The sequence below is a fragment of the Bradyrhizobium sp. JYMT SZCCT0180 genome (genome assembly GCF_018130165.1).
Taxonomy (GTDB): Bacteria; Pseudomonadota; Alphaproteobacteria; order Rhizobiales; family Xanthobacteraceae; genus Bradyrhizobium.
The window spans coordinates 171,752-193,898 of record NZ_JAFCLZ010000002.1 but is presented as its reverse complement, the minus strand read 5'-3'; the positions used below and the strand labels follow the sequence as shown (position 1 = coordinate 193,898).

General features: G+C 62.2%; 20 protein-coding genes. 3 read left to right on the top strand and 17 right to left on the bottom strand.

The window, feature by feature from the left end; genetic code table 11:
* Positions 1–219 precede the first annotated feature (219 nt).
* Entirely contained in the window at positions 220–1,476 is a 1,257-nt protein-coding gene (locus JQ641_RS03515; RefSeq protein WP_211994450.1) for an Hsp70 family protein, read from the top strand.
* 2 nt (positions 1,477–1,478) lie between these two features.
* Here the strand turns inward: JQ641_RS03515 and JQ641_RS03510 are convergent, their stop codons facing one another.
* The 17 genes from JQ641_RS03510 to JQ641_RS03430 form a co-directional block, all read right to left on the bottom strand.
* Positions 1,479–2,198 (bottom strand): class I SAM-dependent methyltransferase, encoded by a 720-nt coding sequence (locus JQ641_RS03510; RefSeq protein ID WP_211994449.1) that lies wholly within the window; start codon positions 2,196–2,198, stop codon positions 1,479–1,481.
* Between the two features lie 60 nt (positions 2,199–2,258).
* Positions 2,259–2,711 (bottom strand): YybH family protein, encoded by a 453-nt coding sequence (locus JQ641_RS03505; RefSeq protein WP_211994448.1) that lies wholly within the window; start codon positions 2,709–2,711, stop codon positions 2,259–2,261.
* A gap of 12 nt (positions 2,712–2,723) precedes the next feature.
* Positions 2,724–3,251, bottom strand: a complete 528-nt coding sequence (locus tag JQ641_RS03500) for a carboxymuconolactone decarboxylase family protein (RefSeq protein WP_211994447.1) — start codon at positions 3,249–3,251, stop codon at positions 2,724–2,726.
* 503 nt (positions 3,252–3,754) lie between these two features.
* On the bottom strand, positions 3,755–4,105 hold the full coding sequence (locus JQ641_RS03495; RefSeq protein ID WP_211994446.1) for a Zn-ribbon domain-containing OB-fold protein: 351 nt from the start codon (positions 4,103–4,105) through the stop codon (positions 3,755–3,757).
* Entirely contained in the window at positions 4,102–5,238 is a 1,137-nt protein-coding gene (locus JQ641_RS03490; protein ID WP_211994445.1) for a thiolase family protein, read from the bottom strand. The genes JQ641_RS03495 and JQ641_RS03490 overlap by 4 nt, the downstream gene beginning before the upstream one ends.
* A 27-nt stretch (positions 5,239–5,265) precedes the next feature.
* Positions 5,266–6,432 (bottom strand): acyl-CoA dehydrogenase family protein, encoded by a 1,167-nt coding sequence (locus JQ641_RS03485; protein ID WP_211994444.1) that lies wholly within the window; start codon positions 6,430–6,432, stop codon positions 5,266–5,268.
* Between the two features lie 37 nt (positions 6,433–6,469).
* Complete coding sequence (locus tag JQ641_RS03480; RefSeq protein ID WP_211994443.1) at positions 6,470–7,465, bottom strand: OmpA family protein; 996 nt, start codon at positions 7,463–7,465, stop codon at positions 6,470–6,472.
* Positions 7,466–7,510: 45 nt separating this feature from the next.
* The gene (locus JQ641_RS03475; RefSeq protein WP_211994442.1) at positions 7,511–8,713 is read right to left on the bottom strand and encodes a CaiB/BaiF CoA transferase family protein; all 1,203 of its coding nucleotides are present in this window, start codon (positions 8,711–8,713) and stop codon (positions 7,511–7,513) included.
* 197 nt (positions 8,714–8,910) lie between these two features.
* On the bottom strand, positions 8,911–10,080 hold the full coding sequence (locus JQ641_RS03470; protein ID WP_211994441.1) for an acetyl-CoA acetyltransferase: 1,170 nt from the start codon (positions 10,078–10,080) through the stop codon (positions 8,911–8,913).
* 55 nt (positions 10,081–10,135) lie between these two features.
* Positions 10,136–10,786, bottom strand: a complete 651-nt coding sequence (gene eda / locus JQ641_RS03465; RefSeq protein WP_349628502.1) for a bifunctional 4-hydroxy-2-oxoglutarate aldolase/2-dehydro-3-deoxy-phosphogluconate aldolase — start codon at positions 10,784–10,786, stop codon at positions 10,136–10,138.
* 45 nt (positions 10,787–10,831) lie between these two features.
* Positions 10,832–11,734: a sugar kinase gene (locus JQ641_RS03460; RefSeq protein WP_211994439.1), complete on the bottom strand. Its 903-nt coding sequence runs from the start codon at positions 11,732–11,734 to the stop codon at positions 10,832–10,834.
* A gap of 33 nt (positions 11,735–11,767) precedes the next feature.
* Positions 11,768–12,751: a D-erythronate dehydrogenase gene (gene denD / locus JQ641_RS03455; protein ID WP_211994438.1), complete on the bottom strand. Its 984-nt coding sequence runs from the start codon at positions 12,749–12,751 to the stop codon at positions 11,768–11,770.
* 124 nt (positions 12,752–12,875) lie between these two features.
* Positions 12,876–13,967 carry an ABC transporter ATP-binding protein gene (locus tag JQ641_RS03450; RefSeq protein WP_211994437.1) on the bottom strand — a complete coding sequence of 364 codons (1,092 nt, stop codon included), beginning with the start codon at positions 13,965–13,967 and terminating at the stop codon, positions 12,876–12,878.
* 74 nt (positions 13,968–14,041) lie between these two features.
* On the bottom strand, positions 14,042–14,893 hold the full coding sequence (locus JQ641_RS03445; RefSeq protein WP_211994436.1) for a carbohydrate ABC transporter permease: 852 nt from the start codon (positions 14,891–14,893) through the stop codon (positions 14,042–14,044).
* A 43-nt stretch (positions 14,894–14,936) separates the two neighbouring features.
* Complete coding sequence (locus JQ641_RS03440; protein WP_211994435.1) at positions 14,937–15,878, bottom strand: carbohydrate ABC transporter permease; 942 nt, start codon at positions 15,876–15,878, stop codon at positions 14,937–14,939.
* Between the two features lie 123 nt (positions 15,879–16,001).
* Entirely contained in the window at positions 16,002–17,303 is a 1,302-nt protein-coding gene (locus JQ641_RS03435) for an ABC transporter substrate-binding protein (RefSeq protein ID WP_211994434.1), read from the bottom strand.
* 478 nt (positions 17,304–17,781) lie between these two features.
* Positions 17,782–18,849 carry an ABC transporter ATP-binding protein gene (locus tag JQ641_RS03430; RefSeq protein ID WP_211994433.1) on the bottom strand — a complete coding sequence of 356 codons (1,068 nt, stop codon included), beginning with the start codon at positions 18,847–18,849 and terminating at the stop codon, positions 17,782–17,784.
* 199 nt (positions 18,850–19,048) lie between these two features.
* Here JQ641_RS03430 and gntR point away from each other — a divergent pair, with 199 nt between their 5' ends.
* Positions 19,049–20,080, top strand: a complete 1,032-nt coding sequence (gene gntR / locus JQ641_RS03425; protein ID WP_211994432.1) for an HTH-type transcriptional regulator GntR — start codon at positions 19,049–19,051, stop codon at positions 20,078–20,080.
* Between the two features lie 194 nt (positions 20,081–20,274).
* Entirely contained in the window at positions 20,275–22,095 is a 1,821-nt protein-coding gene (locus tag JQ641_RS03420) for an IlvD/Edd family dehydratase (RefSeq protein WP_211994431.1), read from the top strand.
* Positions 22,096–22,147 lie beyond the last annotated feature (52 nt).

Here is a 22,147-nt window from a genome sequence, read left to right as displayed (position 1 = left end):
GACTGGCCGCGGCGGAATGATGGCCGCGGGACGCCGCTTATGGACTACCACGGATCGATTCATCAACCCGCCCGAGCCGCGAAAACGCAAAGAAATTGATCTGTGGATCAGCATCCCAGAGTGCCGGAATCGTTGGGTCAAGTCCTTATTTGCGGGTCAATATATGTGTGGATCGACGGCCCGGTAATGTGTAGACGGACGCTTCCCCTGGGAGCGTCCATGTCCATTTGCGGTCTAGATTTCGGAACGTCGAATACGACGCTCGGCACCATTGAAGGCGAGGCGCCGGTCCTGGCGGAGCTGGAGGCCGGCTACACCACGATTCCCAGCGCGATCTTCTATGAGGTCGACGGCGCGGTCCTGATCGGGCGCAAGGCCATATCAGCCTATGTCGACGGCGCCCCGGGCCGCCTGATGCGCAGCCTCAAATCCGTGCTCGGAACCTCGCTGATCGACGAGACCACCCGGCTCGGGCGCCAGCGGACCAGCTTCCGCGACGTGATCGCCTATTATCTCGGCGCGGTGAAGCGGCGCGCGGAACAGGCTACCGGCCTCGAACTGCGCGATGTCGTGCACGGCCGCCCCGTGCATTTCGTCGACAATGCGCCCGACGCCGACCGCAAGGCGGAAGAGACGCTGCGCCTGATCGCGCGAGACGTCGGCTTCGACGACGTCACCTTCCAATTCGAGCCGATTGCCGCGGCGCTGGATTATGAGCGCCAGATCGAAAGCGAAGAAGTTGCCCTGATCGCCGATATCGGCGGCGGCACCTCGGATTTTTCGATCGTGCGGCTCGGGCCCGAACGCCACGCCAAGGCCAACCGCTCGAGCGACATTCTCGCCAATGACGGCGTGCGGATCGGCGGCACCGATTTCGACCGCCAGCTCAGCCTCGGCGTCGTGATGCCGCTGTTCGGCTTCGGCAGCGCCATGAGCCGCGCCGGGCTCGACGTGCCCTCGAGCTATTTCCACGACCTCGCGACCTGGTCGAGCATCAACCGCATGTATGAGCCGCGCGTGCTCGCGGACATCCGCCAGGTCCGGCGCGAGGCCAGCGAGCCTGAATTGCTCGACCGGCTGGCGCGCGTGGTCGAGGAACAGCGCGGCCACACGCTGCTGATGGAGGTCGAGGAAGCCAAGATCGCCCTGTCGGACAAGCGCCGCGCCGACATTCCGCTGGAATGGGTGATGCCCGGCCTCAACGCCGGCATCAGCCGCCCCGAGCTGGTCAGCCATACCAGTCAACTGGCCGAGCGTATCGCCGCCCGCATCAAGAATTGCCTCACGCAGGCGGGGCTTGGGCCTGAGGATATCGACGCTGTCTTCCTGACCGGCGGTTCGGTGCAGCTCGCCCATGTCCGCAATGCGATCAGGAAGGCGGTGCCGGCGGCCCGTCTCGTCGAAGGCGACACGTTTGGCGCGGTCGGCAAAGGGCTGACGCTGGAAGCGCTGCGGCGGTACGGGCCGCGGGCCTGAGTTCATCCCACCGAAGACCGCCGCCATTCCATCACGACGAACCAGGGCACCCGTCGAGCCCGCTCCTGATGCGCGGGGTCGCCGGACAACGGTCCGGGCTCTGCGAAAAACGTCAGCTGCAGGCCGCTGTCGAGAAAGGCCGTCATGTAGGCGGCCAACGGCCGGTGCCAGTTCTGGATGCGTATTCCCGCCCATTCGAACCAGAATGGAAACTCTTCGAGGTAACGATCGACGGGAAAGTGAAGATGGCGTCCTTCGGCATCTTTCACCCACCCCTGATCGGCGGCGGCCGACGTGAAGCCGGTGAGATTTGCGATCAGCAGCGAGCCGCCGGGTTTCAGAACCCTGGCCATCTCGTTGATCGCCGTTCTGAAATCGACGATATCGATCAGCGTGAGGTAGCTGACAACCAGATCGAAGCTTGCCGCCTCGAATTCAAGCTGCTCGGCATTGCCGGACCGGTAGTCGCCGGATGGATCGCGCTGCCTTGCGACCTCGAGCAATTGAAGGGTCGGATCGATCCCTGTCGCTGCGATGCCGGCGGCCTTCAGCATTCGGCAGAAGCGGCCCTCGCCGCAGCCCACATCCAGCGCACGCCCGAACCGGCCTGCCGCCACGCGGCTGAGCATGACCGGATCGAGCACGTGCTCGCGGCCCCAATCTCCGCGCTCGCCCATGGAGTCGATCCAGGCTTGCGCTGAAAGCTCCCATCCGTTGCTCATGAGGGCACCCGCATCCGAACACAGTCGTTATTGAATGGAAGCCGACGGCAAACCATCGCCTCAGCGGCCAACCTCGCCAAGTTTGGTGGATGGCTCGTGCTGCGATTCCAGCCGGTTGCCATGGCGGTGAACGAGGCGCCATTCGCCGGCCTCGCGGCAAAAGATATGCGTAACCCGATTGGACCAGCCGGTGATGCCTTCGACGTCGGCGACGCGTTGGTTTTCGAAGGTCTCGATATCGGTCACGTAGAACATCGCAGGGGTGACGACCTTGGAGATATTCTCGTGATGGACGGTTCCGCCCTTGAACCTCGCGCCGGCCCAGTCCCACCGCCGAGACACCGCTTCCCATCCCTTCTCGTAGCCGCCCCAGCCGTAGAAGCTGGTCGCTTCCGAGGTGTGCGAATAAAGCGCCTTAATCGCGGACACATCGCCATTGGCAACTCTGGCCATCGCCTGATGTAGCCGGGCGATGGTCACGCTTACCGAGGCGTCGAGTTCCTCTTCAGTCATACTCTCGCCCACCTATGGAATCACTTCGGTCGCCGGCTGCAGGTCGATCGCAAAGGTTTCCAGGAACTTCGACGTCATGATGTAGAAGCCAACCGAAAGCTGCAGCTCGATCAGCGCGGCCGGCGTCAGTTTCGACGCAATGGAGTTGAAGGTCGCATCGGTCGGCTTGTGCAGCTTGACGATCTCATCGGTGAAGGCGAGCGCGGCGCGCTGCACCTCATTGAAGCATGTGGCCGACTGCCAGTTTTCCAACGCCTCGTTCTGCTCGTCGGTGACGCCGACGTTCTTGCCGATACGCTTGTGCGCGACGATTTCGTAAGGCGCCTCACACAGAATGCCGGTGCGGGTGATGGCAAGTTCGCGCACGACCGGATCGAGCTCACCCTTGTGCCTGATCGCACCGCCCAGCCGGCAATATTGCTCGAAATAGCTCGGCGAATGCGCCATCATTCTGAAAATGTTGGCATTGCGGTTCTTGCCGAGGATTTCGCGGGTACGGTCGTTGTGTTTAGCGGGATCGCTGTATTCGATGCGGGCCATTTCTCACCTTGTTCTCTTTGATTTTGCAGGCGGATCATGCCTTGCGGTTCCCTGCGGATCAACCGGGCGATGCTCGGAAATCGCCACCACGCGCGCAAAATCCGGCTGCGCCTGAGCCAAAATGCCGCCGCATTGCTGTTCAAACTTGGCACGGTCGATGTTCGCTGAGTGGGGACTCAATCGAAGCGAATGATCGTCGCGGGGTGTTCCGAGTAAAAAATAATGGACCGTCCAGCGTGCTTGTCACGCAGCGATGAGTCTTGCCCGAGTCTAGGGAGAAAGCATGAAGCAAGCCACCAAAAGGGCGGCCTCGGAGGCGCTTGCGCAAATGCTGGCGGTGACGGCAATGCTCGTCATCGCCAGCGTCATCTTCTACGCGCGGTGAAACCGCGGCTTGTGAGTAAAAGCGTTACGAAGCAATCCAGAAAACATCCGTTCCGCGTCACTCTGGATTGCTTCGGAGCTTTGCCCTTTGTTTTGACTTCGCGCGATAACGCCCTGCGCTACTTCGCTTTTGCGAAATATGGAATCAGCCGCCCCGCAAAGGGCTGGTAGCGCACGCTGACCTGATCGCCGATGGCGAGATCGTGGTCGCCATGGGCCATCATGCGAAAACCTTCCGGCGTATCGACCAGCAGAATATTGTAGGGAACGTGCGCGCGGGTCTCCGGCGTTGCGGCGCGGCATACCAGCGAGGTCGCGTAGACCGTCCCTGCTCCACTTGCGGATTTCTCCACCGGATCCGGCGCGCCGCAGGCCGCGCAAAAGCTGCGACGGAAATATTGCACCTTCCCGCAAGCGGCGCAGGATTGGTAGACGATGCCTTCGCCGCCCTTGGTCCAATCCGCGTTCATCGCACCCGCTCCAGGAACATGCTGACATGGGACGACAGCACGCCGCCGTCGCCGTGCAATAGCGCGATCGAGGCATCGCGGACCTGGCGATTTTCAGCGCGCCCCGTCATCTGCAGATGGGTTTCGACCAGATGCGCCATCGCGCCGCCGACGCCGCAATGCCCGTAACTCAGCAGACCGCCATGGGTGTTCAGCGGCACCTCGCCGTCGCGACCAAAATACCCTGCCCGCACCTTTGCTGCGGCCTCGCCGCGTTTGGCAAGGCCGAGGTCCTCCAGCAGCATCGCCAGCGTGATGGTGAAACTGTCGTAGACCGCCGCATAGCGCACGTCGGAGATCGCAAGGCCGGATGTGGCTTTGGCTTTCGCGATCGAAATCTCGGCGCCGAGTTCGCTCAAGGCCGGTGCCGCCGTGACATGCTGATGGGTATGCGCCTGCGCGGCGCCACGCACCTTGACGCCGGCTGAACCCGTGCGCTCGCGGCTGACCACAAACGCCGCGCCGCCATCGGACACCGGGCAGCAATCGAGCAGCTTCAGCGGCATCGCCACCGGCTTCGACGCCATCACGTCGGCGACCGTGATCGCTTCATGGAACTGGGCGCCGGGATGGGTCAGCGCGTGCGCACGCATCAGCACCGCGAATTCGGCGAGGTCTTGCTGGGTGACGCCGTATTCGTGCATGTAGCGCGACGCAACGAGGCCGTAATAGGCCGGGATCGTCGGCCCCAGCGTCACCTCATAGTCGGGGTGGCCAACCTGCGCCAGCGCCTGGATCGAGGCGTCGCGGCTTTGCCCCGTCAGGCGGTTTTCACCGCCGACCACCAGCACATGTTTTGCGATGCCGGCATCGACGAGATGATGCGCGAGCATGGTCATCGCGAGCCCGGTGGCGCCGCCGACCTGCACGGCGTGGGCGTAGGACGGCCGGATGCCGAAATGCTCGGCGAACACGGTCGCCAGCATGATGTGCGGCGACACCGTGCTGTAGCCGCAAAGGATGCCGTCGACTTCGGAGCGCTTCAGCCCGGCGTCGGCAATCGCCATCTCGGCCGCCTTGCTCATGAGATCGAGCGAAGACGAGCCTTCGTGCTTGCCGTAGGACGTCAGTCCGACGCCGGTGATGAAGCTCATGACGCCGCCTCCTTACTCGTCGTCATCTCAATACGACTTCGGCAGCCCCAGCACCTTCTCGGCAATAAAGCTGAGAATGAGCTGCGGGCTGATCGGGGCGATGCGCGGGATCAGGGATTCCCGTAAGTAACGCTCGACGTGATATTCCTTGGCGTAACCAAAGCCGCCATGGGTCATGACGGCCTGCTCGCAGGCGTGGAAGCCGGCTTCGGCGGCGAGGTATTTCGCGGCATTGGCCGCCGGGCCGCACGGCAGGCCCTGGTCGTATTGCCAGCCGGCGGAAAGCACCATCAGCCAAGCGGCTTCCAGTTCCATCCAGTTTTTCGCGAGCGGGTGCTGGATGCCCTGGTTCATGCCGATCGGGCGATTGAACACGATGCGGTTTTTGGCATAGGCCGACGCCCGCGACAGCGCGACCTGGCCAAGCCCGACGGCTTCGGCTGCGATCAGGATGCGCTCGGGATTCATGCCGTGCAGGATATATTCGAAACCGCGGCCTTCCTCGCCGAGGCGATCCTCGACCGGAATTTCAAAGTTCGCGAAGAACAATTCGTTGGAATCGACGGGCTTGCGGCCCATCTTCTCGATCTCATGCACGGCAACGCGCTGCTTGTCGAAATCCGTATAGAACAGGCTCAGGCCCTGCGTCGGCGTCTTCACCTCTTCCAGCGGCGTGGTGCGCGCCAGCAGCAATATCTTGTTGGCGACCTGGGCGGTCGAGATCCAGACCTTCTGGCCGTTGACGATATATTTGTCGCCCTTGCGCACGGCGCGGGTTTTCAGCTGCGTGGTGTTGAGCCCGGTATTGGGCTCGGTCACCGCAAAGCAGGATTTGTCGCGCCCGTCGATGATCGGCGGCAGCATGCGCGTGCATTGCTCCTTGGTGCCGAACACGACCACCGGATTGAGCCCGAACACGTTCATGTGCACGGCAGATGCGCCGGACATGCCGGCGCCCGACTCGGAGATCGTGCGCATCATGATCGCGGCATCGGTGATGCCGAGCCCCGAGCCGCCATATTCCTCGGGAATGCAGATGCCGAGCCAGCCGGCATCGGCCAGCGCGCGGTGGAAGTCGGCGGGATAGCCGCCTTCCTTATCCTTCTTCAGCCAATAGGCGTCGTCAAAGCGCGAACAGATTTTCCCGATCGCGTCGCGGATCGATTCCTGGTTGGCCGACAGCGCGAAATCCATCTTTGTGCTCCTGTGTCCTGACGACAGCCACGCCGCGCTACTGCAGCACCATTTCCACCCGGCGATTGCGCGCGCGGCCCGCGTCCGTCGCGTTGTTGCCGAGCGGCGCATAGCTGGCAACGCCGGCCGCCGACAGGCGCTTGGCATCGACCTTGTACGTTGTGCTCAAGGCATCCACGACCGTCTGTGCCCGCGCTTTGGACAGAGCAAGGTTGCCGTCCAGCGCGCCCTGATTGTCGGTGTGCCCCACGATGTGAACCTTGAGCGATCCGTCGGACTGCAACAGCCGCGCCATCTGGTCGAGCTGCGGCTTGGACTCCGGCTTGATAGTGGCTTTCCCCGTATCGAAGTAAAGGCCATATAACGCCACCTTTCCTTCGCTCTGCAGTCCCTTCGTCAACGCACCCGCGTCCACCACAACCTTGTCGGCTTCCATCGCCTTGGTCTCGACAATCTCCACGACCGTGGCGACATACTTGCCGGCCAGGGCGATCGTACCGGGCTTGGCCGAGAGGATCGCCACATGCAGTGTCGAGCCGGACGCCTCCATGGTGCCGTACCAATAGCGCTCGCTGCCGGATTCCTGCCACTGCTGCAGCAAGGTGACCGGGCTCCACCCCTCCAGTTGGGCCTTCGGCAGCGATGGATTTGCCGGCACCTCGCGAAGCTTCCCAAAACTGCTCGAACCGCAATCCTCGGCGCAACCGCCCCGCTTTGCTGCGCCGACGCGCTCCAATGCCTGCTCGTAATTGCGCTGAACTTCCACGACCGACTTGCCGGCGGGCGCCAGATAGAACAAGCGCGTCACGCGACCCTCGGCTCTTGCAACCTCGCCATTCTTGCTGCCGAGCGGGACTGCGACCTGGTCGAAACCCTTCACGTCCTGCGCGACCAGCCAGGAGCCCGCGTAGCGGCTGATCAGCGCGTGATCGCGGGCGTCAGGTGCATCGGCCGGCATGGCGGCATGACCGGCCGCAGACATGGCGAGCAAGATGCTGCTGGCCACGAGATGCAGGCGGGCGAACGCGATCATCAGAAGTTCCCTTGTCAGTTCCAGGAGGTGCCAGGTGGCTCGGTACTACGTGTCGGCAACAGCCTTGGTGACGCCGTCGCGAACCAGGGCCGCAATCTCGTCTGCCGAAAAACCTGCTTCCTGCAAAATCTCGGCGCTGTGCTCGCTGAGGCGCGGCGCCAGCCGCGTCATCTCCACCGGCGTTTCCGACCACCGCGCCGACGACCGCATGTTGCGAATGCGCCCCTCGGTCGGGTGATCGATCACAGGCGCAAAATCGGTCGCGACGATGTGCGGGTCCTGCAGCAGGCTTTCCAGATCATGCATCGGCATGACAGGCACGTCGGCCTTCTCCAGAATGGCAGTCCATTCGGACGTGCTCTTGGTCTCCAGGATGCGCGCCAGTTCGGCATAGACGGTGTCGATATTGGTGGCGCGACCGGCAAAGGTCGCGAATTTGGGATTGGTGCGAAGATCGTCGCGGCCGGTGGCGGCGAAGAAATTCGTCCACTGCTTGTCGTTGTAGACGATCACGCAGATGTAGCCGTCGGAGGTCTTGTAGGGCCGCCGGTCCGGCGACAGATGCCGGGCGTAGCCACCCTTGTCGAGCGGCGGCTCATAGGTGAGCCCGCCCATGTGATCGCCCATCACGAAACTCGCCATGGTCTCGAACATGGGGATATCGACGCGCTGGCCGCGGCCCGTGCGGTCGCGGTCTACCAGGCTGGCGCAGATCGCGCCGACCGCGGTGAGCCCGACGATGCGGTCGACCAAGGCATTCGGAACATAGCGCGGCACGCCGTCGCCGGTCTGCGCCATCAGCGCCGGCAGCGCGGTGGCGCCCTGGATCAGATCGTCGTAAGCGGGTTTGGCGGCATAGGGCCCGTCCTGACCGAAGCCGAACACGCCGGCATAGATCAGGCGCGGGTTGATTTTCGAGACCACGTCGTAGCCGAGCTGCAGCCGCGCCATCGCCTGCGGGCGCACATTGTAGACCAGCACGTCGGCCTTCGCGATCAGTCGCAGCACGGCGTCGCGCCCGGCCGGCTTCTTCAAATCGAGGCAGATGCTGCGCTTGTTGCGGTTGGTGTTGAGGAACACCGGCCCCATGCCGGGATGCCGCGTCGGCCCAATCTGCCGCGTGACGTCGCCATCATGCGATTCCACCTTGATGATGTCGGCGCCGTAATCGCCGAGCGTCTGGGTGGCAAAGGGCCCCATCAGCACGGACGTCATGTCGACGACCTTGATGCCTTTTAGTGGTCCCATGCCCAATTCGCTCCCGGATGTCGTTGTTGCGACCTAGTAACGGGAGGTTTTCCGGAAGATCAAGCGCGCCACGCGTATGGGCGTATGCGTCAAGCTTCGTAGGGTGGGCAAAGGCGCGCTTGCGCCGTGCCCACCGCATCTGTGTCGGTAGAAGTGGTGGGCACGCTTCGCTTTGCCCACCCTACAATTCTGGCGTCTTACTTCCCCGGCTCCAGCACCGAGACGTAATTCGCCACCGCGGCGCCACCCATGTTGAAGATGCCGGCGAGTTTCGGATTCTTCAGCTGCATGCCCTCGGGCGCCTGGCCGACCAGTTGCATCGCGCTCATCACATGCATGGAAACGCCGGTGGCGCCGATCGGGTGGCCCTTGGCCTTGAGGCCGCCGGACGGATTGACCGGCAGCTTGCCGTCCTTCTGTGTCCAGCCTTCCTTGATGGCGCGGGCGCCCTGCCCGCGCGGCGTCAGGCCCATCGCTTCATATTCGATCAGCTCGGCGACCGTGAAGCAGTCATGGGTTTCGACGAACGACAGATCGGAAAGGCTGACGCCGGCCTGCTGCAACGCGCGCTGCCAGGCGACCGTGCAGCCTTCAAACTGCAGGATGTCGCGCTTGGACATCGGCAGGAAATCCTGCGCATGCGCGGTGGCGCGGAAATTCACCGCCTTGCCCATGGTCTTGGCGGTTTCCGAATCCGTCAGCACCAAGGCTGCCGCGCCATCCGACACCAGCGAGCAATCGGTCCGCTTCAGAGGACCCGCGACGAACGGGTTCTTCTCGCTCTCGGCACGGCAGAACTCGTAGCCAAAGTCCTTGCGCATCTGCGCATAGGGGTTAGCGACGCCGTTCTTGTGGTTCTTCGCCGCGATCATCGCCAGCGCGTCGGACTGGTCGCCATATTTCTGGAAATAGCTCTGCGCGATCTTGCCGAACACCCCGGCAAAACCGCCGACGGTGTCGCCGTCCTCGGGCAGATACGACGCTTTCAGGAGATACTTGCCGATCTCCGGACCCGGCGTCCGCGTCATCTGCTCGACGCCGACCACGAGCACGATCTTGGCGGCACCCGCGGCAATCGCGCGGATGCCCTGATGCACCGCGGCCGAGCCGGTGGCGCAGGCGTTCTCGACCCGCGTGGTCGGCTTGAAGCGCAATTTGGGGTCGGCCTGCAGCACCAGCGAGGCGGTGAAATCCTGCGGCGAGAAGCCGGCATTGAAATGCCCGAGCACGATCTCGTCGACATCGCCAGCGGAAATGCCGGCATCGGCCAATGCGTCGGTCGCTACCTTCACCACCAGGCTCTCAACGGTTTCCGCGTCGAACTTGCCGAATGGCGTGTGCGCCCATCCCACGATGCTGGCTGTCATGGTCGTTCTCCCTGTTCCGGTTCGGACGGTTTTGTACCCTATCGGAAAAAATACTTCACGCCGGTTTCAGCGTTTTCATCGCCCGCGCGCACATGGCAGAAATGCCGGCCCAGTTGCCGGACCGTATATCCGCCGCCGGGCACAGCCAGGAACCGCCGACTGCCAGCACGTTCGGCTCGGCCAGCCAGGACGCCGCATTGGCCTCGCCGATGCCGCCGGTCGGGCAAACCCGAATGTTCGGAAACGGTCCTGCGAGGGCGCGCAGTGCCTTGATACCGCCGGACTGTTCCGCCGGGAAGAATTTCACGAGGTCGAACCCGTGCGCCAGCGCCTGCATCAGTTCGGACGCGGTCGCGATACCCGGCGCAAACGGCAGGTCGCTGGCGGCCGCAGCCTTCAGCAGTTCGGGCGTCGCACCGGGGCTAATGCCGAATTTGGCGCCGAGCGCCTCGGTTCGCTTGAGATCATCGCCGTTCAGGATGGTGCCGATCCCGACAATCGCGTCCGGCACCTCAGCGATCATGGCCTTGGCGGCCTCGATCGCCACCGGCGTGCGCAGCGTCACTTCCAGCATGCGCACGCCCCCGGCAACCAGCGCCCTGGCCAGCGGCACCGCATCTTCCAGCCGCTCGATGGTCAGCACCGGTATGACGGTGGCGGACTTCACCAAAGCCGCGAGCTTTTCCTGCCTTGCTGTTACATTCACGCTCATAGGGACGCCTTGCGAGAGGTTATTGGTGTGCCAACGATATCAGGCCGGCATTGCGTTGCGCGGAATAATCGCACCGGGGTGACATACCACGACGCCGGCGAGGCGGTGCCCGGCCCGCGCGGCCTCAACCGGCTCCGCACCCGCAAGCCGTGCGGCGATGTAGGCGGCTGCAAAACTGTCGCCCGCCGCGGTGGTATCGACGACGGGTTTCGTCAGCGGTTCGGCCCTGGTCCGATGCAAGACCCCGTCGAGACGAAGGATGCTCGCGGGTTCTGAAAGTTTTAGAACGACCTCCCCGCCCGGAATGCGCGCCAGCAGGTCTTCGTTGGTCGCATGGGGATAGAGCGGCAGCAAATCCTCGGTCGAGGCCAAGACGATATCGGCGAGATTGAACGCATCCTGATAAACGGTGCGGGCGATCTCCAGGTCCGGCCAGCCGCGGGCGCGGAAGTTGGTATCGAAGGCAAAACGCGCGCCGCTTTCCCGCGCACGCTTGATTCCCGAGAACAGCCGCCCGCGACCAGCGTCATTGTAAAGCGACAGCGTGATCGCCGAGAGATAAACGATGTCGTAACTCGCCAGTGAATTCAGGATATCCGCCGTCTCCGGCAAATCCATCAGGCTGCGGGCGGCGGCGCTGTCGCGCCAGTGAAAGAAGCGCCGTTCGCCCTTGTCGTCGGTCTGGATCATGTAGAGGCCCGGCAATTTGCCTGGCAGCCGGGACACCCGTGCCGTGCCAACGCCCTCGGCTGCCCAGCCCGCGATCATCTCGTCGCTCAGCGTGTCGTCGCCGAGTGCCGTGATGTAATCGGTGCCGGCACCAAGGCGGGCGAGATAGACGGCGGTATTCAGTGTGTCGCCGCCATAGCCACGTGAAAACAGGCCGCCCTCGGCCTGTTTCAGCTCGACCATGCATTCGCCGATGCAGGCTACCCTGGTCATGACCGCATCCATGCGGCAACGCGTGTCGACACGTCAGGCCGCGAACTTGCCGCCGAGCTCATCCGCGATGTGAATCCGGATGATGTCGTCAAAAGTTTTCTCGGCCGTGGTGAAGCCGAGCTTGAGCGCGCGGTCGGTGACGAAATCGCGCGGCCAGCCGCTCACGATGCTGATGATGGTCGGATCGGGCACCCGCTTGATGCGCGCGGTGACATTCTTGCCGGCGACGCGGTCGAGCGCTGCGATCTGTTCGCCGACGGTCACCGACATTCCGGGCATGCTGAGATTGCGCCGCGCGCCCATCGCATTGAGGTCCATGGTGCCGGCGTGCATGAGAAAGCCGACCGCCGATTTCGGCGAGGCATGCCAGTGCCGCACGTCTTCGGTCACCGGCAGCACCGCCTCCTCGCCCGCCAGCGGCTCGCGGATGATGTTGGAGAAGAATCCGGACGCTGCCTTGTTCGGCTTGCCCGGCCGCACGCAGATCGTCGGCAGGCGGATGCTGATGCCATCGAGCAGGCCCTTGCGGGTGTAGTCGTTGATCAGGAGTTCGCAGATCGACTTCTGGGTGCCGTAGCTCGTCAATGGCGTATGGAAGAACTCGTCGCCGATCTTTTCGGGGAACGGCGCGCCGAACACCGCGATCGAGGACGTGAACACCAGCCGCGGCTTGTAGCCGCCGCCGATCGCTCGGATCGCGTCGATCAGGTAGCGCGTACCGTCGAGATTGATGCGATAGCCCTTGTCGAATTCGGCCTCCGCCTCGCCCGACACGATCGCGGCGAGATGGAAGATCACGTCAGGCCGTTCGGCGATCAGCGGCGCCGCGGCACCGGCATCGGCAAAATCGGAGGCGACGACGTTGACCGGGATCGAGGTGGCGGGCTTGGTGGGCGCCACCACGTCCTGCAGCGTCATGCGGCTGATGTCCTGCTTGCCGAGCCGACCGTCGCGCAGCAATTGCTCGGTCAGCTTGCGGCCGACCATGCCGGCGGCACCGAGAATAAGGATGTGCAAGACCCGTCTCCTTCTTGTTCTTAAAACCTGGACGCAGGCAGGCCCATATCGCGGCTACACTCCCATGACAAGCAGATACGGCGGAACACTGAGTTGTGCTCGCCGCAGGCACCGAGTGCGGTGGTCAAATTGCCATCTCGGTCGTCGCGTCGAAGAACCGAAGACCCGCCGGGTTGATGCCGAGACGGATCGTCTGCTGCGGCTTCACCTTGACGGTTGGCTCGACGCTGGCGACCATCGTGCTACCGCCGGCTTTCAAGTCCAGGATGATTTCGGAACCGAGCTGCTCGCCGACCTCCACCACCGCATCGAACGAAAGGTCTTCCGGGTCAGCGCCGGTGGCCATGTGCAGGTCTTCCGGTCGGATGCCGAGCGTCGCGGGCTTGCCCTTGTACGGGCCCATGCGCGCTGCGATCTGCTCCGGCACGCGGATCCTCATCGTCGGATTGGTGGCGTAGACCGCGTTCCCCACTTCCTCGATCATCGTGTCGGCGAAATTCATCGCCGGTGAACCGATAAATCCGGCCACATATTTGTTGGCGGGGTTGGTGTAGAGTTCGAACGGCTCGCCGACCTGCTGGATCAGGCCGTCCTTCATCACGACGACCCGATCCCCCAGCGTCATCGCCTCGACCTGATCATGGGTGACGTAGATCGAAGTCGTGGCGAGGCGTTGGTGCAGCTTCTTGAGCTCAACGCGCATCTGCACCCGCAGCTTCGCATCGAGGTTGGACAGCGGTTCGTCGAACAGGAAGACTTGCGGATTGCGCACGATCGCACGGCCGAGCGCGACGCGCTGGCGTTGTCCACCCGACAGCATGCGGGGCTTGCGCATGAGATGGTCCTTGATGTCAAGGATATCGGCGGCGTTGTTGACCCGCTTGGCGATCTCCGCCTTGTCGAATTTCCTCATCTTCAGGCCGAAAGCCATGTTGTCGTAGACCGTCATATGCGGATAGAGCGCGTAGTTCTGGAACACCATGGCGATGTCACGGTCCATGGGTGGCAGCTCATTGACGATCTTGTTGCCAATCATGATGTCGCCCTCGGAGATCGTCTCGAGCCCCGCAACCATGCGCAATGTGGTGGTCTTGCCACAGCCCGACGGGCCGACGAGCACGACGAACTCCTTGTCCTTGATCTCGAGCGAGACGCCCTTCACCGCATGAAAATCGGCGTAATGCTTGTGCACATGCCGGATCGTTACATTTGACATTGCCGCTCTCTGTCCCCAGTCGTCCAGTTTCGTTGTGCTTTAGTGGCTTGCCCCTCGGCAAGGCACTTCGTCCGCTAACCCTTGACGCTCCCGGTCACGCCAGAAACGTACTGTTCGACAAAGAACGAGTAGGCAATGGCGACCGGAATCGAGCCTAACAGCGCGCCGGCCATCAGCGGTCCCCAGAAGAACACGTCGCCGCGCACGAGTTCCGAGATGACGCCGACGGGCACGGTCTTCTGCTCCGGGCTCGACAGGAATACGAGGGCGTAGATGAATTCGTTCCAACTGAGGGTAAACGCGAAGATCATGGCGGACAGGATGCCCGGCACAGCCACCGGGATGATGATGTACAGCATCGCCTGCCAGCGTGCGGCGCCGTCGATACGCGCGCACTCCTCCAGCTCCTTCGGAACGGATTTGAAGTAGCCCATCATCAGCCAGGTGCAGAACGGGATGAGGAAGGTCGGATAGCTCAGGATCAGCGACCAGGGCGTGTCTCCGAGGCTATAGGTACGGATGATCTCGGACAGTGGAATGAACAGCAGCGTCTGCGGCACCAGGTAAGTGATGAAAATCGTCGTACCGAGCAGAGCCGCGCCCTTGAAGGTCAGCCGCGACAGGGCATAGCCGGCGAGTACGCCGCAAAACAGTGAGATGGCGGTTGCGACGACTGCAATGAAGGTGGTGTTCCACATCCAGATCGCGAAAGTGGTCTCGCCGAACAGATATTTGAGGTGCGCCGTGGTCGGATTCCATGTCCAGAACGGTTTGTAGTTAGCCCGATACCAGGGGATGTAGAGCTCACCGTCGGGTCGGAACGTCGTGATGATCATCCAATAGAACGGGAACAGCAGGAAGATCAGGAAGATCGCCATCGGCAGGCGAAAGAACACCCACCGGCGCCAGGCTGCACCCTCGATCATAGGCGGGACTCCAGGCTGAGTGGAGAGGAGAAGCAATTACTCATCACCGTGTCTCCACCCTGCGGATGTACATCAACTGAAAGATCACAATGCCAAACAGAAGCGGGAACATCGCGAGCGAGACGGCGGCGCCTTGACTGAGCAGGCCGGTGCCGACGCCGAGCTGGTAGGCATAGGTCGCGAACAGGTGGGTCGCATTGGCCGGGCCGCCGCCGGTCATGACATAAACGATCTGGAAGTCGGAAAAGGTCTGGATGACCGAAAACAGCACCACGACCATGGTCACCGGCATCAGCAGCGGCCAGGTAATGTACCAGAACCGCTGCAACGGCTTGGCACCGTCGATGGCGGCGGCCTCACCAAGGTCAGGACTGATGGTCTGCAGGCCCGCCATCAGCGAAATCGCGAAGAACGGCACGCCGCGCCAGATGTTGACGATCATGATCGACAGCATCGCAAGATCGCCGTCGCCGAGCCAGTTGACGCCCGCACCCGCAGCAACGACGCCCAGCTTGAACAGCATCCAGTTCAGCACCGAGAAGGTCGGATCGAACATCCACTTCCAGGCGAAGCAGGCGAGCACGGTCGGCACAATGAACGGCAGCAGGATGAAGGCGCGCGTGAACGCCTTGAACTTGAAATCGCGATTGAGAAGCAGGGCGAGCCAGAGACCCAGGATGAGTTTGAACACCGTCGTGACAAATGTGTAGAGGAACGTGTTGTAGACGACGGCGTGGAAAATCGGGTCCTTCAACAGGCGCGCGAAGTTCTCGAAACCGACGAAATCGCCGATCACGCCGACCTTCGAATTGGTGACGGCCAGCAAAATCCCGCGCATGAACGGGTAGGCGATGAACATCAGCAACAGCGCGATCGTCGGCAACAGAAGCAGCATCGCGAGGTTGCCCTCGCTCTCCAACGGTCGCCATTTCGGCTTGCCGACGATGATACCGCCGCCGGGAACAGACATCTCAGTCGTCGCCATTACATCAATCCAGAATCCAGGTGTAGACGCATGATGCTTCGTCGCCAATGAATGGCGCACCGAGAAAAACGGCAATGCGGAAAGGTCCCTGTCGCCACGAGCGGCGACAGGGGCCTGCTCGCGTCAGGCGCCGTAGATCGATTTCAGCTGGCTCTCGCACGCCTTGACGGCGTCCTCGGCCGACTGGCCCTTGATGGCCGCTGCAAACATGTTGCCGATCAGGTATTTAGACAGCACTTCGGCGGCTTTGGCATTCGGCTCACCGGGATATCCGGGCGCCAAACCTGACTTTCCGATCAACGCGAACGGCGCCATCACCGGATTCTGCGTCCAGACCTTGTGCGTTTCCCATCCGGACGTGGGCGGCGTGTAGAAGCCCTGTCCCGTCTCGAACCACGGCTCGTAGTTGGCCTTGGTCTGCATGAACCGCAGCAGATCCTTGGCCGGCTTCTGGTTCTTCGAATAGGTCGGAATGACGTGCGACTGAACGAGATGAAGACCGAACACGCCTTTCGGACCTGCCGGCAAGAATGCGTGCTGGATGTCGTCCTTGAGCGGCTTGCCGTCGGCCATCTTGTACTGGTCGGGCTTGCGCGAAGCCTCGATGTAGATGGATGCGCCGTTCAGCGTCGTGCAGATGGTGCTGGCCAGGAAGGCGCGGTTGTTGGACGAGTCGTCCCACGCGAGGCCGCCCTCGTCCATCGAATCCTTCCAAAGACCGGTCATGTATTTGACGGCCTCGATGGTTTCCTTCGAGTTGATGGCGACCTTGCCCTTGTCGTCGACCTCGGCCCCGCCGAACGACCACAGGAACGGATACGCGAAGCCGACCGGATCGCCGAACGACTGGCCGAGCGACTGGCCGATCGGAAAGCCCTTGGCCTTCAATTTCTTGCCTGCGTCACGATAGGCGTCCCAGGTCTTGGGGAATTCGGTCAGCCCGATGTCCTTGAACATCGACACGCGCCAGGCGTTCAAGCCGCCGACGTAGTTCATCGGCACGCCGAAGAACTGGCCGCCCGACGAGGCGTTGGCCAATGCGGCTTTGTACCAATCGCCCTGGGCCTTCGCGACATCCGCCGCAACGTCGGACACATCGACGAGGCTCGCCTTGTAGAGGTGAGGATGGTTGTTGTTCAGCATGATCACATCGGGGCCGGCGCCGGCCTGAATGCCCGACGTAATGCGCGCCTGCAGATCGTTGGCGTTGACGGTTTCGAACTTGACCTTGATGCCGAGCGCCTTCTCCGCTTCGGGGAACAGCTTGGTCTTCAGATAGGCATCGCAGGCGGGAACGAAGTCATTCCAGCGCAGAATGTGCACTTCCGGCGTGCCCTGTGCGATGGCCGGCATCTTGACGGACGCCAGGACGGCGGCCATGCCGCCGGTGGTCTTCAGGAATTTACGTCGATTGATCTTGGTCATTGAATCCCCTCCCTGGGAAGCGTGGGTAAGCGTCTCCTGATTTTGAAGCGGGGCTCTTGTGGCCCGTTAATTGAACAAGGATCGAGTGTTGCCGACGGCGCCAACACGAATGTATACGGCGACGGCCGGAAACTCCATCCAGATTCTGTCGTAGGGAATGAAACGCCGTTTCAGTCTGTCAAGCGACAAGCGCTTTAACAAACCGTGCGCGGCACCATTGCGCTACCTTGGAATGGAGCCGCCTTGAGCATTGCGAATTCCCCCTGAATGTATCCGTCTACACCGGCACCGGATATTCAATCTCGGTCTCGATGTTTGCGAGACATGCAGGTCTCTCGATGTAACGTCGGTCTTGTGCTTTTCATTTCCTCCCGGATTCACCCAATAAATCTCAAACCAGCCTGGTTACTCGGATTTTTCCAGGTCATTTACGATGCAGCCGTCAAGTTCGTACGGCTACCGAATCTGATTGTCATTTTCAGGCGTTCAGTCGCTTGCCAGTCGTCTCGTCGAACAAATGCACGAGCGACGGGTCGGGCTTGAGCCGGATCTTGTCGCCCGGATTGAATTGATGCCGCTCGCGGAATACCGCGACGACCTGTTCGCCGCCGAGCTTGGCGAAGACCTGGGTTTCCGAGCCGGTCGGCTCGACCACCACGATCTCCGCTTCGGCGCCATCATCTGCGATGGTGAAGTGCTCGGGCCGCACGCCATAGACGGCCGGCCGGCCCTCGGAATTGGCCGGCGCCGAGCTCAGCGGCAGTTTGACGCCGTTCGGACCTTCGAAGGAGGCCACTCCGTTCGACTTCACTTTGCCTTTGAGGAAGTTCATCGCCGGCGAACCGATAAAGCCCGCCACGAACTGGTTGGCCGGCGTGTCGTAGAGCTCAAGCGGCGTGCCCATCTGCTCGACGATGCCGTCATGCATCACCACGATCTTGTCGGCCATGGTCATGGCTTCGATCTGGTCATGGGTGACGTAGACCGTCGTGGTGCGCAGGCGCTGGTGCAGTTCCTTGATTTCGGTGCGCATCGCAACGCGCAGCTTGGCGTCGAGGTTGGACAGCGGCTCGTCGAACAGAAACACCTGGGGATCGCGCACGATGGCGCGGCCCATGGCGACGCGCTGGCGCTGGCCGCCGGACAATTGCCGGGGATAGCGTTCGAGCAGCGGGGTCAGCGCCAGGATTTCTGCGGCGCGCTTGACGCCGCCATTGATTTCCTCGGCGCTCGCGCCGCGCAGCTTGAGCGAGAAGCCCATATTGTCGGCGACCGTCATATGCGGATAGAGCGCATAATTCTGGAACACCATCGCAATGTCGCGCTCTTTCGGCTGGACGTTGTTGACCACCTTGTCGCCGATCGAAATCGTGCCTGACGTGATGTTTTCCAGACCTGCGAGCATCCGCAGCAGGGTCGATTTGCCGCAACCGGAGGGGCCCACGAGAACAACGAACTCGCCGTCCTCGATCGGAATCGAAACGCCGTGCAAAACCTCAAAATTACCGAACGACTTACGCACGTCGCGAATCTGTACCGACGACATCGAACTTCTCTCCCATCCATTTTCTGTTTTCTGACGCCATCGGACGAAGGCCGGCGTCATGCTGTCTTGTTCGACTTTAATGCCATCCAGCCGAATTCAGCCAAGCATTATCATCCGCAGTCCCGAGGTTTTTAGCAACGCGATGGTAGCGCTGTCAATAATTGTTCATTTGTCTCGTTCGTTGTGATATGAGCGCAGAATGGCACGAAAACCGACAAAGTCTGGCAAAATCCGCCTCACCGAGGTCGCCAAGCTGGCTGGCGTGTCGCCAATCACCGCATCCCGCTTCTTCAGAAACCCGGATGCGCTGTCGCTCGCCAAACGCGAACGCGTCGACAGCGCCGTAAAGGAACTGGGCTACGTGCCCAATCTGGCGGCGCGCGCGCTGGCCTCGCATCGCACTGAAGTCATCGGCGTCGTGATTCCGTCGTTGACCAACAGCGTGTTCGCCGACGTCCTGCGTGGCATTTACGATTCGTCCGAGCAGAGCCGCTACAGCATCCAGTTGACCAATACGCGCTACAGCATCCTGCAGGAAGAGAAGATGCTGCGGCTGTTCCGGGCGCAGAAGCCGGCCGGATTGATCGTGACCGGCATCAACCAGACCGCGGAATCCCGCGCCATCCTGGAGACCATGGATTGCCCGGTCGCGCAGATCATGGAGATCGGGGACAGCCCGGTCGACATGATGATCGGCTTTTCGCATTACGACGCCAGTTTTGCGGCCATTTCGCATATTCTCGAGCAAGGGCGCCGGCGCATCGGCTTCCTCGGCGCGCGGATGGATCCCCGCGTCCAGCGGCGGTTCGACGGCTATCGCGACGCCATGAAGGCGGCCTCGCTGTTCGATCCAAACCTCGTCGTCACAACGACGGTGCCGACCACCGTGACGCTCGGCGGTACGCTGTTCGCCGATCTCATTGCAAAGACGCCCGATATCGATGCGGTATTCTGCGTCAATGACGACCTTGCGCTCGGCGTGCTGTTCGAATGCCAGCGCCGCCAAATATCAGTTCCCGGCGAGATAGCGATTGTCGGCTTCAACGATCTGGAATTCATGGCTTCCGCCGTCCCCTCCCTCACCAGCGTGCGTACCAATCGCTATGAGATGGGCCGTCACGCCATCACCATGGTGATCGACGCAATCGAGGGCCGCCGGCCGCGGGAACCGGTCCTCGACCTTGGTTTTCAACTGATGATCCGCGAAAGTTCGACGCCGCAGACGGCTTGAGCCTTGTTTCGCAGGGCTCATGCGGGGTTGCATAGAAAATGGTAGCGCTGTCTTTTGGCGCGAACTAGGATCGAACAAGAGAGTCAGGAAATTGGATGCGCGGCCGCGTTTGCAGCGGATGAAACTTTGAGCATGGTGGAAACCGCTGCCGTGATTTGAGCCGCCTAAAGCAGTTTGCAGTGCGGGAGGAACCAATGAAAAAAAATGACAACAATGGTGCCAGTAATGGCAAGGGACGGAGACTTCGTTCCCTCGAGTGGTTTGACAACCCGCACAATCCGGGGATGACCGCGCTCTATCTGGAGCGCTATCTCAATTACGGCCTGACGCGCGCGGAATTGCAGTCCGGCAAGCCAATCATCGGCATCGCACAGACCGGCAACGATCTGTCGCCGTGCAACCGCCACCATCTCGAACTGGCGCACCGGGTGCGCGAGGGCATCCGCATGGCCGGTGGCATTGCGATGGAATTCCCGGTGCATCCGATCCAGGAGACCGGCAAGCGCCCGACCGCGGCGCTCGATCGCAACCTCGCCTATCTCGGCCTCGTCGAACTGCTGTTCGGCTATCCGCTGGACGGCGTGGTGCTGACCACCGGCTGCGACAAGACCACCCCGGCCTGCCTGATGGCAGCCGCAACCGTCAATCTGCCCGCTATCGTGCTCTCGGGCGGCCCGATGCTCAACGGCTGGTTCAACGGTGAGCGCACCGGATCCGGCACCATCGTCTGGAAGCAACGCGAACGGCTTGCCGCCGGCGAGATCGACTACAACGAATTCATCGAGATCGTGTCCTCGTCCGCGCCGTCGGTCGGCCATTGCAACACCATGGGCACGGCCTCGACGATGAACTCGCTGGCCGAGGCGCTCGGCATGTCGCTGCCGGGCTGCGCGGCGATTCCCGCTCCCTACCGCGAGCGCGGCCAGATCGCCTACGAGACCGGAAAGCGGATCGTCGAGATGGTCTGGGAGGATCTCAAACCGTCCGACATCCTGACCCGCGAGGCGTTCGAGAACTGCATCGTGGTGAACTCGGCGATCGGCGGCTCGACCAACGCGCCAATCCACATCAACGCGCTGGCGCGCCACATCGGCGTCGAGCTCTCGATCGATGACTGGCAGAAACACGGCCACGAGATCCCGATGCTGGTGAACCTGCAGCCGGCCGGCTTCTATCTTGGCGAGGAATTTCACCGCGCTGGCGGCGTGCCGACGGTGGTTCGCGAATTGATGGCGCACAAGAAAATCCATGAAGCCGTCAAAACGGTCAACGGCCGCACCATGGGCGAGAATTGCCGCGAGGCGACAAAACCCGATGGCGACGTGATCTGGAACTACGACAAGCCGCTGGTCAAGGAGGCCGGCTTCCTGGTGTTGCGCGGCAATCTGTTCGATTCCGCGATCATGAAGACCAGCGTGATCTCCAAGGAATTCCGTGACCGCTATCTCAGCAACGCCAAGGACCTGAACGCGTTCGAGGGCCGCGCCATCGTGTTCGAGGGCCCGGAGGACTATCACGACCGGATCGATGATCCCTCGCTCAATATCGACGAGCACTGCGTGCTGTTCATCCGCGGCGCCGGCCCGATCGGTTATCCTGGCGGCGCCGAAGTCGTGAACATGCAGCCGCCGGCGGCGCTGATCAAACGCGGCATCCTGGCCCTGCCCTGCATCGGCGACGGCCGGCAATCCGGCACCTCGGGCTCGCCATCGATCCTTAATGCCTCGCCGGAAGCCGCCGCCAGTGGCGGCCTCGCGATCTTGAAGACCGGCGACAAGGTCCGCATCGACCTCAACAAGGGCTCGGCGAACATCCTCATTTCGGATGCGGAACTGAAGCAGCGTCACGCCGACCTGAAGGCGGGCGGCGGCTTCAAATACCCGGCGCACCAGACGCCGTGGCAGGAACTCTATCGCTCGACTGTCGGCCAGCAGGCCACCGGCGCCTGCATGGAACTCGCCACGCGCTATCAGGATATCGCAGGCACGGTCGGCGTGGCGCGGGATAATCATTAGGCATCATCGTCATTCCGGGGCGCGAAGCGAACCCGGAATCTCGAGATTCCGG

Coding starts and splice junctions, on each gene's coding strand:
- JQ641_RS03505 (WP_211994448.1), bottom strand. CDS start 2,711: ATGACTGAAGAGGAACTCGACGCCTCGGTAAGCGTGACCATCGCCCGG.
- JQ641_RS03515 (WP_211994450.1), top strand. CDS start 220: ATGTCCATTTGCGGTCTAGATTTCGGAACGTCGAATACGACGCTCGGC.
- JQ641_RS03490 (WP_211994445.1), bottom strand. CDS start 5,238: ATGAGCTTCATCACCGGCGTCGGACTGACGTCCTACGGCAAGCACGAA.
- JQ641_RS03420 (WP_211994431.1), top strand. CDS start 20,275: ATGAAAAAAAATGACAACAATGGTGCCAGTAATGGCAAGGGACGGAGA.
- JQ641_RS03440 (WP_211994435.1), bottom strand. CDS start 15,878: ATGGCGACGACTGAGATGTCTGTTCCCGGCGGCGGTATCATCGTCGGC.
- JQ641_RS03510 (WP_211994449.1), bottom strand. CDS start 2,198: ATGAGCAACGGATGGGAGCTTTCAGCGCAAGCCTGGATCGACTCCATG.
- JQ641_RS03450 (WP_211994437.1), bottom strand. CDS start 13,967: ATGTCAAATGTAACGATCCGGCATGTGCACAAGCATTACGCCGATTTT.
- JQ641_RS03430 (WP_211994433.1), bottom strand. CDS start 18,849: ATGTCGTCGGTACAGATTCGCGACGTGCGTAAGTCGTTCGGTAATTTT.
- JQ641_RS03480 (WP_211994443.1), bottom strand. CDS start 7,465: ATGATCGCGTTCGCCCGCCTGCATCTCGTGGCCAGCAGCATCTTGCTC.
- JQ641_RS03435 (WP_211994434.1), bottom strand. CDS start 17,303: ATGACCAAGATCAATCGACGTAAATTCCTGAAGACCACCGGCGGCATG.
- JQ641_RS03475 (WP_211994442.1), bottom strand. CDS start 8,713: ATGGGACCACTAAAAGGCATCAAGGTCGTCGACATGACGTCCGTGCTG.
- JQ641_RS03500 (WP_211994447.1), bottom strand. CDS start 3,251: ATGGCCCGCATCGAATACAGCGATCCCGCTAAACACAACGACCGTACC.
- JQ641_RS03485 (WP_211994444.1), bottom strand. CDS start 6,432: ATGGATTTCGCGCTGTCGGCCAACCAGGAATCGATCCGCGACGCGATC.
- JQ641_RS03460 (WP_211994439.1), bottom strand. CDS start 11,734: ATGACCAGGGTAGCCTGCATCGGCGAATGCATGGTCGAGCTGAAACAG.
- gntR (WP_211994432.1), top strand. CDS start 19,049: ATGGCACGAAAACCGACAAAGTCTGGCAAAATCCGCCTCACCGAGGTC.
- JQ641_RS03445 (WP_211994436.1), bottom strand. CDS start 14,893: ATGATCGAGGGTGCAGCCTGGCGCCGGTGGGTGTTCTTTCGCCTGCCG.
- JQ641_RS03495 (WP_211994446.1), bottom strand. CDS start 4,105: ATGAACGCGGATTGGACCAAGGGCGGCGAAGGCATCGTCTACCAATCC.
- JQ641_RS03470 (WP_211994441.1), bottom strand. CDS start 10,080: ATGACAGCCAGCATCGTGGGATGGGCGCACACGCCATTCGGCAAGTTC.